The sequence below is a fragment of the Rhodopseudomonas pseudopalustris genome (assembly GCF_900110435.1).
Taxonomy (GTDB): domain Bacteria; phylum Pseudomonadota; class Alphaproteobacteria; order Rhizobiales; family Xanthobacteraceae; genus Rhodopseudomonas; species Rhodopseudomonas pseudopalustris.
Genome location: NZ_FODT01000003.1, coordinates 468,661 through 481,172, shown reverse-complemented (window position 1 = coordinate 481,172; position 12,512 = coordinate 468,661). Strand labels below are relative to the sequence as shown.

The 12,512-nt window shown below is 64.1% G+C and carries 12 protein-coding genes and 1 tRNA gene; 10 read left to right on the top strand and 3 right to left on the bottom strand.

The window, feature by feature from the left end; all coding sequences use genetic code 11:
• The first annotated feature begins 8 nt into the window (after nucleotides 1-8).
• The 4 genes from BMY71_RS08385 to BMY71_RS08370 all read left to right on the top strand — a co-directional run bounded on the left by BMY71_RS08385 (nucleotide 9) and on the right by BMY71_RS08370 (nucleotide 3,005).
• Nucleotides 9-479, top strand: coding sequence for a chemotaxis protein CheW (locus tag BMY71_RS08385; protein ID WP_011504064.1), 471 nt, complete (start codon nucleotides 9-11; stop codon nucleotides 477-479).
• Between the two features lie 55 nt (nucleotides 480-534).
• Nucleotides 535-900, top strand: a complete 366-nt coding sequence (locus BMY71_RS08380) for a response regulator (RefSeq protein ID WP_011504063.1) — start codon at nucleotides 535-537, stop codon at nucleotides 898-900.
• A gap of 72 nt (nucleotides 901-972) precedes the next feature.
• The gene (locus tag BMY71_RS08375) at nucleotides 973-2,130 is read left to right on the top strand and encodes a protein-glutamate methylesterase/protein-glutamine glutaminase (protein ID WP_011504062.1); all 1,158 of its coding nucleotides are present in this window, start codon (nucleotides 973-975) and stop codon (nucleotides 2,128-2,130) included.
• Nucleotides 2,127-3,005 (top strand): CheR family methyltransferase, encoded by an 879-nt coding sequence (locus BMY71_RS08370; RefSeq protein WP_092683014.1) that lies wholly within the window; start codon nucleotides 2,127-2,129, stop codon nucleotides 3,003-3,005. Before BMY71_RS08375 ends, BMY71_RS08370 begins: the two co-directional genes overlap by 4 nt.
• Before the next feature lie 263 nt (nucleotides 3,006-3,268).
• On the opposite strand, the gene ctrA is transcribed toward BMY71_RS08370, so the two are convergent.
• Nucleotides 3,269-3,970, bottom strand: a complete 702-nt coding sequence (gene ctrA, locus BMY71_RS08365) for a response regulator transcription factor CtrA (protein ID WP_011442789.1) — start codon at nucleotides 3,968-3,970, stop codon at nucleotides 3,269-3,271.
• Between the two features lie 369 nt (nucleotides 3,971-4,339).
• Between ctrA and fliI the strand changes: the two genes are divergently transcribed.
• The 4 genes from fliI to BMY71_RS08345 all read left to right on the top strand — a co-directional run bounded on the left by fliI (nucleotide 4,340) and on the right by BMY71_RS08345 (nucleotide 7,825).
• Nucleotides 4,340-5,665 carry a flagellar protein export ATPase FliI gene (gene fliI / locus BMY71_RS08360; RefSeq protein WP_011504060.1) on the top strand — a complete coding sequence of 442 codons (1,326 nt, stop codon included), beginning with the start codon at nucleotides 4,340-4,342 and terminating at the stop codon, nucleotides 5,663-5,665.
• A 108-nt stretch (nucleotides 5,666-5,773) separates the two neighbouring features.
• Nucleotides 5,774-6,193 carry a flagellar export protein FliJ gene (fliJ, locus tag BMY71_RS08355; RefSeq protein WP_092683012.1) on the top strand — a complete coding sequence of 140 codons (420 nt, stop codon included), beginning with the start codon at nucleotides 5,774-5,776 and terminating at the stop codon, nucleotides 6,191-6,193.
• 184 nt (nucleotides 6,194-6,377) lie between these two features.
• Nucleotides 6,378-6,926 carry a sigma-70 family RNA polymerase sigma factor gene (locus tag BMY71_RS08350; RefSeq protein WP_011504058.1) on the top strand — a complete coding sequence of 183 codons (549 nt, stop codon included), beginning with the start codon at nucleotides 6,378-6,380 and terminating at the stop codon, nucleotides 6,924-6,926.
• Nucleotides 6,926-7,825 carry an anti-sigma factor gene (locus BMY71_RS08345; RefSeq protein ID WP_092683010.1) on the top strand — a complete coding sequence of 300 codons (900 nt, stop codon included), beginning with the start codon at nucleotides 6,926-6,928 and terminating at the stop codon, nucleotides 7,823-7,825. The genes BMY71_RS08350 and BMY71_RS08345 overlap by 1 nt, the downstream gene beginning before the upstream one ends.
• A gap of 244 nt (nucleotides 7,826-8,069) precedes the next feature.
• Here the strand turns inward: BMY71_RS08345 and BMY71_RS08340 are convergent, their stop codons facing one another.
• Nucleotides 8,070-8,270 (bottom strand): hypothetical protein, encoded by a 201-nt coding sequence (locus BMY71_RS08340; protein ID WP_011504056.1) that lies wholly within the window; start codon nucleotides 8,268-8,270, stop codon nucleotides 8,070-8,072.
• Between the two features lie 325 nt (nucleotides 8,271-8,595).
• Nucleotides 8,596-10,731: a flagellar biosynthesis protein FlhA gene (flhA, locus tag BMY71_RS08335; RefSeq protein WP_202190199.1), complete on the bottom strand. Its 2,136-nt coding sequence runs from the start codon at nucleotides 10,729-10,731 to the stop codon at nucleotides 8,596-8,598.
• Between the two features lie 261 nt (nucleotides 10,732-10,992).
• Here flhA and BMY71_RS08330 point away from each other — a divergent pair, with 261 nt between their 5' ends.
• Together BMY71_RS08330 and BMY71_RS08325 are read left to right on the top strand one after the other, a co-directional pair.
• Nucleotides 10,993-12,240: an MFS transporter gene (locus tag BMY71_RS08330; RefSeq protein WP_092683008.1), complete on the top strand. Its 1,248-nt coding sequence runs from the start codon at nucleotides 10,993-10,995 to the stop codon at nucleotides 12,238-12,240.
• 161 nt (nucleotides 12,241-12,401) lie between these two features.
• Nucleotides 12,402-12,477, top strand: a tRNA-Ile gene (locus BMY71_RS08325).
• Nucleotides 12,478-12,512: the final 35 nt, after the last annotated feature.

Below are 12,512 nucleotides of genomic sequence, written 5' to 3'. Positions count from 1 at the left end.
ACAACATCATGAGCCGGCAGGTTGATGCCATCAGCGGCAACACCACCCAATTCGCCACTGCGATGATCGGCGGACAGCTTTTCGGGCTGCCGATCTCGCGTGTCCAGGACGTGTTCATGCCGGAGCGTCTGACGCGGGTGCCGCTGGCGCCGGACGACGTCGCCGGCGTGCTTAATCTGCGCGGCCGCATCGTCACCGCGATCGATATGCGTGCCCGTCTCGGTCTGCCGAAAAACAGCGAGAACAAACCTCCGATGGCGATGGGCGTCGATCTGCGCGGCGAGTCCTACGGCCTGCTGATCGATACGATCGGCGAGGTGCTGACGCTTCCTGACGAAGGCCGCGAGGTCAATCCGGTCAATCTCGATCCGCGGATGGCTTCGTTCGCCAACGGGGTTCATCGTCTCGACGGCCAGCTGATGGTCGTTCTCGACGTCGACAAGGTTCTTGAAATCGCGAATGCGCGGATGGCTGCGTAGGCCGCTACGGCAACGACCGATCGCCCCTCCGGGCGCCGACTGATAGAGGCAGAAAATGAAGACATGTTTGGTGGTCGACGACTCGAGCGTCATTCGAAAAGTCGCAAGGCGAATTCTCGAGGGGCTCGACTTCGAAATCGTCGAGGCTGAAGACGGCGAGAAAGCGCTCGAGGTCTGTAAGCACGGCCTTCCGGACGCGGTGCTCCTCGACTGGAACATGCCGGTCATGGACGGCTACGAATTCCTCCGCAATCTGCGCCGGATGCCGGGCGGCGATCAGCCAAAAGTCGTTTTCTGCACCACTGAAAACGACGTCGCGCACATCGCGCGGGCGCTGCACGCCGGCGCCAACGAATACATCATGAAGCCGTTCGACAAAGACATCGTGACGGCGAAGTTCCAGGAAGTCGGCCTTATCTGACTGGGTCGGACGGATTGCGATCGACGCCGCCTCATCCGGGGTGGCGAGGCTGTTGCGTTGCGTCGGTGAGTGATGAGTGTAGCATTGGCAGGTAATCCGGCCTCGACTTCGACGCAGTATGAGCCTCTGCGCGTGATGATCGTCGACGACTCCGTCGTCATCCGCGGTTTGATCTCGCGCTGGATCGAGGCGGAGCCGGACATGGTGGTCGCGGCCTCGCTACGCACGGGGCTCGATGCCGTCAATCAGGTCGAGCGCATCAAACCCGATGTCGCAGTGCTCGACATCGAGATGCCCGAACTCGACGGCATTTCGGCGTTGCCGAAGCTGCTCGCCAAGAAGCGCGATCTGATCATCATCATGGCTTCGACGCTGACGCGCCGCAATGCGGAGATCAGCTTCAAGGCGCTGTCGCTCGGCGCCGCCGACTACATTCCGAAGCCCGAATCGACCCGCGAGGCGTCGGCCGCCGATATCTTCAAGCACGATCTGCTGCAGAAGATCCGGCATCTCGGCGGCAAGGTTCGGCGCAAGGCGTCGGCCGCGAGCTCCACCGCTGCACCCGCGCTTATGCGCGAGCCGGCCGCGCCGGCGCACAGCGTCGCAAGTCAGGCTGCGCTGGTGAAGCGCCCGTTCGGCGTGACGGCGCCGCGCGTGCTGCTGATCGGCTCCTCGACCGGCGGCCCGCAGGCGCTGATGTCGTTGGTGAGCGAGATCGGGTCGGTCATCGACCACTATCCGGTGCTGATCACCCAGCATATGCCGCCGACCTTTACCACCATTCTCGCCGAACATTTGATGCGCTCCGCACGGCGGCCTGCGCACGAAGGCGTCGATGGTGAAGTCGTCAAGTCCGGTCAGATCTATCTCGCGCCAGGCGGTCGCCATATGCGGGTGGTGCGGCAGGGCGGACAGGCCGTGATCGCGCTCGACGACGGCCCGCCGGTGAACTTCTGCAAGCCCGCGGTCGACCCTCTGTTCAACTCGGCGATCGATGTTTGGCAGAGCGGAATTCTCGCCGTGGTGCTGACCGGCATGGGCTCGGACGGCATGCGCGGCGGCAAGGACATCGTCGCGGCCGGCGGCAGCGTGATCGCGCAGGACGAAGCGAGCAGCGTGGTATGGGGAATGCCCGGCGCCGCGGCGAATGCCGGCATCTGCGCCGCGGTTTTGCCGCTCAATCAGATCGGGCCGAAACTTGTGAGGTTATTTTCTGGAGATCGGTCGTGACGCCGCTGGACTACGACTATCTTCGCAAGGCGTTGAAGGATCGTTCCGGTCTCGATCTGTCGATCGACAAGCAGTATCTGGTCGAGAGCAGGCTGCTGCCGATGGCGCGTCGGCTCGGGCTCACTGGCATCAGCGATCTCGTGCAGAAGATGAAAAGCGGCGCCGAGGCGGTCACCGCCGACGTTGTCGAGGCGATGACGACCAACGAGACGTTCTTTTTCCGCGACAAGATGCCGTTCGACCATTTGCGCGAGGAGATGCTGCCGGCGCTTCTGCAAGCTCGCGCTGCGCGGCGGTCGTTGCGGATCTGGTGTGCGGCGTCCTCGACCGGCCAGGAGCCGTATTCGATTGCGATGTGCCTGAAGGAACTCGGTCCGGCGGTGTCGGGCTGGCGTTTCGAGATTGTCGCGACGGACCTTTCGCAATCTGTGCTCGAGAAGTCGAAGTCCGGCCTGTTCAGCCGGTTCGAGGTGCAGCGTGGATTGCCGATTCAGCTGCTGGTGAAATACTTCAAGCAGACCGGGGAGCTTTGGGAGATCAACCCCGAGCTGCGCGCGATGATCCAGCACCGGCAGTTCAACCTGCTGCAGGACTATACCCAGCTCGGCATGTTCGACGTGATCTTCTGCCGCAACGTGCTGATCTATTTCGACCAGGCGACCAAGATCTCGATCTTCGAGCGGCTCGCCAAGCGGCTCGAGCCCGACGGCTACCTCACGCTCGGGGCCGCCGAGACGGTGGTCGGGTTGACGGACACCTTCAAGCCGCACGCCACGCGGCGCGGCGTCTATCTGCCCAACACCGTTCGCGCCGCACCGTCGATCGTGCCGGCGATGAAGCCGGCGCTGGGCCTTTCCGCCGCCCGCACCGGCTGAGGCCGCCGAGCGGCCCCTCTTTGTTTCCGTCATTTCGGGATGCGCGACAGCGCGCAGACCCGTACTCTCGATGTGTCGATCACATCATCGCACCAAGTTTTGGATTCGGATTTGCGAGCCTTGCTCGCGCCCCGGAAGGACCGTCGTCAGGCGCTGAAACCGGTCGGTTCGTCCTCCAGACAAACAAAAACCCCGCCATTTGCGGCGGGGTCCAGTCGGGAGGTGAGCGCCTGACCAGGCGCTCCTTGGAAAGGCGTCGGCGATCAGGCCGGGATACGGACGTCGTCTTCGGTCGGTTCGCGCAGCACGTAGCCGCGGCCCCACACCGTCTCGATGAAGTTGCGGCCGTCGGATGCGTTGGCGAGCTTCTTGCGCAGCTTGCAGATGAAGACATCGATGATCTTCAGTTCCGGCTCGTCCATCCCGCCATAGAGATGGTTCAGGAACATTTCCTTGGTCAGCGTGGTGCCCTTGCGCAGCGAGAGCAGCTCCAGCATCTGATATTCCTTGCCGGTCAGATGCACGCGCTGGCCGCCGACTTCGACGGTCTTGGTGTCGAGATTGACGACGAGATCGCCGGTCTGGATCACCGACTGGGCATGGCCCTTCGAGCGGCGGACGATGGCGTGGATGCGGGCGACCAGCTCGTCCTTGTGGAACGGCTTGGTCATGTAGTCATCGGCGCCGACGCCGAGGCCCTTCACCTTGTCCTCGATGCCGGCGAGGCCGGACAGGATCAGGATCGGAGTTTTGATCTTGGAAACGCGCAGCTGCTTGAGAACGTCATAACCGGACATGTCCGGCAGGTTCAGATCGAGCAGGATGATGTCGTAGTCGTACAGTTTGCCGAGGTCGACGCCTTCTTCACCGAGATCCGTCGTGTAGACATTGAAACTCTCGGATTTGAGCATCAATTCGATCGACTGCGCGGTCGCGCTGTCATCTTCAATCAGCAATACGCGCATGCCAGTCCCCTTATAGCGCCGCTCCGGGCGTCAGGCGTCCGCACTACCTGCGGCACTGGAAACGCCTCTGAACAACTGATTCGGATCCTGACGAGGTATGGTTAACAAATCCTGATTCTGGTCCGCAAGCTCTGTTCGTGCAATTTTTGCAGAATCGCCGTAAGATGTTGCGAGGAAGCAGTTTTTTGTTATCCGATCTCTTCAAGTTCCACATTAAGAGTCAGTATCAACCGACTCTCGCGACTCGCACCTTCGTTCTGATGGGCGAACGCCTTCAGCCAACAAAGACAGTGACGCAATGATTAACGATGCGGGTAAACACGAAGTTAAGGGGAGGGCGGCGGGCCTCACAAACTTAAGGGTTTCGCAATGAAGGCCTTGGCCGAGCAGATCGGCGATATCGACGGCGTCAACATTTATGGTCGGGTCGTTGGCGTCCGCGGCCTGATGGTCGAGATTGCCGGCCCGATCCACGCGATGTCGGTCGGCGCCAGAATCGTTGTAGAAACAGGGGCAAGCAGGACAATCCCCTGCGAGGTGATCGGGTTCACCGGCAACAATGCGATGGTGATGCCGTTCGCCGGGCTCGAGGGCGTGCGGCGCGGCTGTCGCGCGGTGATCGCCAATTCCGCAGCGCAGGTGCGGCCGTCGCCGGCCTGGCTCGGCCGCGTCATTAACGCTCTCGGCGAGCCGATCGACGGCAAGGGGCCGCTGCCGCAGGGGGCGTCGCCGATGCCGTTTCGCAATTCGCCGCCGCCGGCGCATTCGCGCAAACGGGTCGGCGCGCCGCTCGATCTCGGCGTCCGTGCGCTCAACACCTTTCTCACCTGCTGCCGGGGGCAGCGGATGGGCATCTTCGCCGGTTCCGGCGTCGGCAAGTCGGTGCTGCTGTCGATGCTGGCGCGCAACGTCGATGCGGCGGTCTCGGTGATCGGGCTGATCGGCGAACGCGGCCGCGAAGTGCAGGAGTTCCTGCAGGACGATCTCGGCGAGGAGGGGCTTGCGCGCTCGGTCGTGGTGGTGGCGACCTCCGACGAGCCAGCGCTGATGCGCCGCCAGGCCGCTTATCTCACGCTGTCGATCGCCGAGTATTTTCGCGACGAGGGCAAGGACGTGCTGTGCCTGATGGATTCGGTCACGCGTTTCGCGATGGCGCAGCGCGAGATCGGCTTGTCCGCCGGCGAGCCGCCGACCGCGAAGGGCTACACGCCGACCGTGTTCACGGAACTGCCGAAGCTGCTGGAGCGCGCCGGGCCTGGACTCCGCGAAGGAACGATCAGCGGCATCTTCACCGTCCTGGTCGACGGCGACGATCACAACGAGCCGGTCGCGGACGCAGTGCGCGGCATTCTCGACGGCCACATCGTGATGCAGCGCTCGATCGCCGAGCGCGGCCGCTATCCGGCGATCAACGTGCTCAAATCGGTGTCGCGAACCATGCCGCGTTCCGCCGATCCGGCCTATCTGCCGGTGATCAAGCGCGCGCGGCAGGTGATGGCGACCTACGCCGACATGGAGGAGCTGATCCGTCTCGGGGCCTATCGGCCGGGTTCGAGCGTCGAAGTCGACGAGGCGGTCCGGCTTCACGAGCCGCTCGAGGAGTTCCTGCGGCAGGCGAAAGACGAGGCCACCAGCCTTTCCTCAGGTTATGCCCAACTTGAACAAATCCTGAAGACCGTGGAAACGGAACGCTAACTTTGTCCAGCCATCATGCTTGGCACGTCAATCGATTTGCCGGTTGGCCCCTCGCAGGAGGCCGGCACTGTCCCGCGTTGAATCGGGACTTCTGGGGAGTACGAGTCGATGAAGTCACGTGATACGCTGATCCGCTTGAAGAAATTTCAGGTCGACGAGCGGCGCAGGCGGGTTGCCCAGATCGAAGGCATGATTGCGGACTTCCAGCGGATGTCGAACGATCTGGAGCGCGAAATCCAGACCGAGCAGGACCGCGCCGGCATCACCGATCCGACCCATTTCGCCTATCCGACCTATGCGAAGGCCGCGATCCAGCGCCGTGAGAACCTCACCCGCTCCGCCGACGAGCTGCGGGTGCAGCTCGAGGACGCGCGGGCGCAATTGTCCGAGGCGTACGACGAGCTGAAGAAGGTCGAACTGCTGGACGAGCGCGACCAGGCGCGCGAGCGCGCCGAGGAAAGCGCGCGCGAGCAGGCCGATCTCGACAGCATCGGTCTGATGCGGGCCCGCCTGGGCGCGATCGCCTGATCGATCGATCAGACTGGAAAGTTCGAAGCCCGGGCCGCCGCCCGGGTTTTTTGTGTGCCGGTGAATCCACAACAGTGGCGTGCCTGCCATGGCGGATCGCGGAATCGCGAGATATGCTACAAACGGCCGAGGCGATTTGGCCGGAATATCCGAAGGCGGCGCGCGATTGCGGGGCGGGGACTGAATGCTGACGTCGGCTGAGTTGGTCTGGCTGCTTGCCGCTGTGGCCAAAGGGGATCAGGCGGCTTTCGAGCGGCTTTACAATGCGACGCGCGCGAAACTCTACGGCGTGGTTCTCCGTATATTGAGACGTCAGGATCTCGCAGAAGAGGTCGTCCAGGAAGCTTACGTCAAGATCTGGAATAGCGCCGGACAGTTCAATCCCGGCGTGGCGTCTCCGATCACCTGGATGGTCTCGATTGCGCGGAATCGGGCGATCGACGTGGCGCGCAAGCGCAGCGAGGTCTCGATCGAGGATGAGCCCTCGGCACAGGAAGCGGCGGCAGATTCGCCGGATCCGCTGGCGCGCCGGGAGATGACCGAAGAATTGAAGCGACTGCTCGAATGCGTCGGCCGGCTGGAGCCGGACCGTCAGAAATTGGTGCTGCTCGCTTACTACAATGGTTGGAGCCGCGAACAGCTCGCGGCGAAGTTCGATGCGCCGGTAAACACGGTCAAGACGTGGCTTCGACGCAGCCTGCTCGACGTTCGGGAGTGTCTGGGACTCGTATAATGGCCTACAACGAAGACCATATCGCGCTCGCCGCAGAATACGCGCTCGGCACCCTCGACGCCGACGAGCGCGCGCAGGTCCAGGCCACGATATCCGCTGACGCGAACTACGCGGCACTGGTCGAGGCCTGGGAGCTCAAGCTCGGCGCGCTCAACCAGATGGTCGGCCTGGTCGAACCGTCGCCGCAGGTGTGGGAGCGGATCAAAGCTGCGATTGGGATGTCCGGCGAGCAGCAGGCCTTTGCGCTGCCGACCCCCGCCGAGGCGCCGAAGCCCGCGCCCACGATGGCGCCGCCGGCGCCCGCCAACGACAGCGGCTCCGGGCTCAGCCCGGAATCCATGCGCGTCGTCCGGTTCGCCAAGCAGACCTATGTCTGGAAGCGCGTCGCGGCGTCGGCCGGTGCGCTTGCCGCGTCGCTGCTGCTGGTGCTCGGCGTGCAGCTCTACAAACCCGACGTGTTGCCGGATGCGTTGCGGCCCCCGGTCCGCACCCAGATCGTCAAGGTCGAAACGCCGCCGCCGGCGATTCCGGCGCAATACGTCGCGGTGTTGCAGCAAGACGGCAATTCCCCGGCCTTCATCCTCACTGTTGATGCGGGTAGCAAGAGCTTCACCGTGCGGCGCGTGGCGGCGACCCCGGAGCCCGGCAAGAGCTACGAATTGTGGCTGGTGTCGGACAAGTTGCAGAAGCCGCGCTCCCTCGGAGTGATCGGCGGCCGCGACTTCACCGTCAACCCGTCGCTGGCGTCCTATGATTCCGACATCGTCAGCAAGGCGACCTATGCGGTGACGATCGAGCCGGAAGGCGGCTCGCCGACTGGCGTCGCGACGGGTCCGATCGTCTACACCGGCAAACTGGTCGAAAGCGTGCCGTCTGTGCCGATGACGCCGCGACGCTGAGAGCCGATGAGTTGAATGTGTGAGTCCGATGTTGTGATTGTACGCGCGCGCGATTCGCTCGCCAGCTACATCGCAATTTGTCGCCTCGGCGGAAACTTCGCGTCAACGCAAAAAGAAAACGCCCGTGGGGAGCGGGCGCTTTCCGTTTGATCCACTTGGGGCGAGTGGACCTCTGCATACCCACGCGGTGAACCTGGGGGCTTATCAGGCGTCGCGTGAATGCAATTCCTAGCGAATGCGGTTCCTAGCGAATGGCGGTGTTTGTCGACGTCGTGACCATTACGGGCCTATCGGCCTTAATCACGCGCGCCGTCTGAGTGTAGCCGTCATTTGCGCCGAGGCGCGCCGAGATGCCAAATCCGGCCACACTGATACCCGCGACCAATGCAACCACGACCACCTTGAGGTGGGTCGACCGATCAGCGCTGTAGATCGAATGGTTCATGTGAGCCTCCCGGTGTTTCTCCACCTTCGAGAATTGGTAGCTGCGATCTCGAAGCAGGTTCAAACAACTCGCCACATCAACTTAGTTCATCGCCTCGACGTTCCAAGTAGCGGATCACAAGTCCGTGATAAGACTTGAGGCGCCGCGAGGACGCAGTTGCGAAATGTGTAAAAAAATAACTATTTCAATGACTTGAATCGACTTCGCACTGCAGTGCAGTGATCCGGTGATCTGACGTCGCTTAACGAAGCATCAATCGTCGCGCTTGTCTGTGATAGAATTGTCGCACCGTTCCGTTGCCGGGAGAGAGGTGTTCCGCAGCGGATCAGACGCTGCCGACCGTCTTCAGCCGGGCTCGCGGATGAATTTCCGCCTGCGACAGCACGGTGGTCTGCGCCCGGAAGCGCTCCACCAGTGAGCGCACAAACGGGCGGATCGACGCGGACGTTACCAGCACCGGCGCTTCGCCTTCGCGCGCGGCCTGCTCGAAGCGGTCGCGCACCGCGGTCATGAATTCCGACAGCTTCGACGGCGCCATCGCCAGGCTGCGCTCGTCGCCCTGGCCGATGATCGATTCCGCGAACGCCTGCTCCCACTTCGCCGACAGCGCGATCAGCGGCAGGTAGCCGTTGTACGAGGTGTTCTGCGCGCAGATCTGTCGCGCCAGCCGGGCGCGGACGTGCTCGACGATGGTCGATGGACTGCGCGAGAATGCGAGCGCATCGGCGATGCCTTCGAGGATGGTCGACAGGTCGCGGATCGAGATCCGTTCGGCGAGCAGCAACTGCAGCACGCGCTGGATGCCCGAAACGGTGATCTGGCCGGGCACGATATCCTTGACCAGTTCGGACTGCTCCGCCGGCAGATCCTTCAACAGCTTCTGGGTTTCGCCGTAGGACAGCAAGTCCGACATGTTGCCCTTCAGCAATTCGGTCAGATGCGTCGACAGCACGGTGGCGGCGTCGACCACCGTGTAGCCCTTCAGCGACGCCTCCTCCTTGAACGCAGCGTCGACCCAGGTCGCGGGCAGGCCGAAGGTCGGCTCGGTGGTATGGATGCCCGGCACCGTCACCCGTTCGCCCGCCGGGTCCATCACCATGAACTGGTTCGGCCAGATCCGGCCGGTCCCGGCGTCGACTTCCTTGATCTTGATGACGTAGGTGTTGGCCTCGAGCTGGACGTTGTCGAGGATGCGCACCGCCGGCATCACGAAGCCCATCTCGATCGCCAGCGAACGGCGCAGCGCCTTGATCTGCTCGGTAAGGCGGTCGGTGCCGTCGGGGCCGTTGACCAGCGGCAGCAGCGCGTAGCCGAGCTCGATTTTGAGGTCATCGATCTTCAACGCCGCGCTGATCGGCTCCTCGGCTGCTGCAGCGGCGGCCGCAGCGGCCGCGACCGCTTCCGGCTGCCGCGCCGCTGCGGAATCCGCCGCCGCCTTGCCCGCCGTCTTGCGCTTGCTGGCCGACACCGCCAGCCAGGCGGCGCCGCCGCCGAGAAACAGGAACGGCAGCGTCGGAATGCCGGGCAGGGTGGCCAGCACCAACATCACGCCGGCCGACATGCCGAGCGCCTGCGGATAGCCGGAGAGCTGGCTCATCAGCGCCTTGTCGGCAGAGCCCGAGATGCCGGCCTTCGAGACCAGGAGGCCCGCTGCCGTCGAGACGATCAGCGCCGGCACCTGGGTCACCAGGCCGTCGCCCACGGTCAACAGCGTATAGGTGTGGCCGGCCTCGGCGAAGCTCAGCCCTTGCTGCGCGACGCCGATGATGATGCCGCCGATCACATTGATGAACACCACCAGCAGGCCCGCGATCGCGTCGCCGCGGACGAATTTCGAGGCGCCGTCCATCGCGCCGAAGAAGCCGCTCTCGTCCTCGAGGTCCTTGCGCCGCTTCTTCGCGGTGGCTTCGTCGATCAGGCCGGCGGAGAGGTCGGCGTCGATCGCCATCTGCTTGCCGGGCATCGAATCGAGCTGGAAGCGCGCCGCGACTTCGGCGATGCGGCCCGAGCCCTTGGTGATGACCACGAAGTTGACGATGATCAGGATCGTGAACACGATGATCCCGATCACGAAATTGCCGCCCATCACGAAGTTGCCGAAGGCCTCGATGACGTGGCCGGCGGCGGCGGTGCCTTCGTGGCCGTGCGACAGGATCAGCCGGGTCGAGGCCATGTTCAGCGACAGCCGCAGCATGGTCGAGATCAGCAGCACGGTCGGGAATGACGAGAATTCCAGCGGCGCCTGGATGAACAGCGCGGTCATCAGGATCAGGATCGACAGCGTGATCGAGATCGCCAGGAACAGGTCGAGCACGATCGCCGGCAGCGGCAGGATCAGCACGACCAGGATGGTGAGCACCCCGAAGGCGAGCGCGAGGTCACCGCGCTTCAGCATTGTGCCGATGTCGCGCAGGCTGGGCAGCTTGCTGCCTGGGCCCTGGCCGACCGTCGTATCCGTCATGTCCGCCGCCTTGTTCCGCTGTCGTTTGCGTCTGCCGAACGCCCGCGCCGCGACCGCAGGGTCGCTGGCTCCAACATGAGGCACCGCACTGGCGTCCACGGGCATTCCCCCGGTGTTCGCGGCTGACGACACTTCCGATCACTCGGCAAAATTTGCCCAGTTTATGGTTAGGAAAGCGTTAACGGAGGTTAACCTGCGGCGTCTTGGCAGGGGGCCGGGCGGGGCCTTGACCCCAAGCGGCCTCGCGGTGAAGCTGGGCAAGTGGAAACGCCTGCACAACAGACCGGCAAAATGCCGGCGTTCATGCTCGACTCGCGCCAAGCCTGGATCAGGCTGGCGCTGGCGCTCGTCATAGGCTCGATCGGCAGCGTCGGGATGTGGTCGGTGGTGGTGGTGCTGCCTGTGGTGCAGGCGGAATTCGCCGCGACCCGCGGCGCTGCGTCTCTAGCCTTCACCTTGGCGATGCTCGGCTTCGGCCTCGGCGGTGTCGCAACCGGCAGATTGACCGACCGCTTCGGCATCGTCGCCGCGATCGGCGCGGGCATCGGACTACTCGGGTTCGGTTATGCGGGAGCGGGGCTGTCGACCTCGCTGTGGCAATTCACGCTGGTGCATTTCGTGATCGGCGCCGGCGCCTCGGCGACGTTCGGGCCGCTGATGGCGGAAGCCTCGCACTGGTTTCTGCGCTATCGCGGCGTCGCGGTTTCGATCGCCGCCACCGGCAATTATCTCGGCGGCACGATCTGGCCGCCGCTGGTGAACTGGGCCACGCAGAGCTACGGCTGGCGCGCCACCCACATCGCAATCGGCGCGTTCTGCGTGGTGTCGATGGCGCTGGTGCTGGCGCTGCTGCGCGCCCGGATGGGCGGGCATGTCGCCGCGGGCCATGCCGCAGCGCCGGCGCCGAGGATCGACCTGCAGCTTCCCACCAATACGCTGACGGCGCTGCTGTGCATCGCCGCGATCGCCTGCTGCGTGGCGATGGCGATGCCGCAGGTCCACATCGTCGCCTATTGCGGCGATCTCGGCTACGGCGTCGCGCGCGGCGCCGAGATGCTGTCGCTGATGCTGGCGTTCGGCATCATCAGCCGGATCGGCTCGGGCTTTCTCGCCGACCGCATCGGCGGCATCGCGACGCTGCTGATCGGCTCGGTGGCGCAGGGCGCGGCGCTGCTGTTCTATCTGTTCTTCGACAGCCTTGCTTCGCTGTATCTGATCTCGGCGATGTTCGGCCTGTTCCAGGGCGGCATCGTGCCCTGCTACGCGATCATCGTGCGCGAGGCGATGCCGGCGCGCGAAGCCGCGACCAGGGTCGGCATCGTGATCCTGGCGTCGGTGATGGGGATGTCGCTGGGCGGCTGGATCTCAGGCGCGATCTTCGATGCGACCGGCTCCTACGCCGCCGCCTTCCTCAACGGCATCGCATGGAACGCGCTCAACATCGCCATCATGGTAGCGTTGCTGCTGCGCACGCGCCGCCGCGGCCGGTCGCGGGTCGCGATGGCGTAGACGGGCGAGGCGGCAAGGGCTGGGCGAAGGCGACGGTCTCCGCGATCGTGCGCAGATGCTGCGCCGGCCCCGCGCAAAGCCTTCCAGAAGGTAGAGATTGCCGCGCCTCCCCCGCCATTGTAAGGGGAGACCGCACCGTCCGCCACCCGCGGCGCCCGGCGGGGCCTGTAGCTCAATGGTTAGAGCCGGCCGCTCATAACGGTCTGGTTGCAGGTTCGAGTCCTGCCGGGCCCACCATTTTTTGCAGCTCGCTTTGAAGCTTGATAACGAAG

Excerpts from the sequence above, each read along its gene's own strand:
- ctrA (WP_011442789.1), bottom strand. The coding sequence starts at position 3,970 with ATGCGCGTATTGCTGATTGAAGATGACAGCGCGACCGCGCAGTCGATC.
- BMY71_RS08340 (WP_011504056.1), bottom strand. The coding sequence starts at position 8,270 with ATGAACCATTCGATCTACAGCGCTGATCGGTCGACCCACCTCAAGGTG.
- BMY71_RS08385 (WP_011504064.1), top strand. The coding sequence starts at position 9 with ATGAGCCGGCAGGTTGATGCCATCAGCGGCAACACCACCCAATTCGCC.
- BMY71_RS08380 (WP_011504063.1), top strand. The coding sequence starts at position 535 with ATGAAGACATGTTTGGTGGTCGACGACTCGAGCGTCATTCGAAAAGTC.
- fliI (WP_011504060.1), top strand. The coding sequence starts at position 4,340 with ATGAAGGCCTTGGCCGAGCAGATCGGCGATATCGACGGCGTCAACATT.
- BMY71_RS08350 (WP_011504058.1), top strand. The coding sequence starts at position 6,378 with ATGCTGACGTCGGCTGAGTTGGTCTGGCTGCTTGCCGCTGTGGCCAAA.
- BMY71_RS08345 (WP_092683010.1), top strand. The coding sequence starts at position 6,926 with ATGGCCTACAACGAAGACCATATCGCGCTCGCCGCAGAATACGCGCTC.
- BMY71_RS08375 (WP_011504062.1), top strand. The coding sequence starts at position 973 with ATGAGTGTAGCATTGGCAGGTAATCCGGCCTCGACTTCGACGCAGTAT.
- flhA (WP_202190199.1), bottom strand. The coding sequence starts at position 10,731 with ATGACGGATACGACGGTCGGCCAGGGCCCAGGCAGCAAGCTGCCCAGC.
- fliJ (WP_092683012.1), top strand. The coding sequence starts at position 5,774 with ATGAAGTCACGTGATACGCTGATCCGCTTGAAGAAATTTCAGGTCGAC.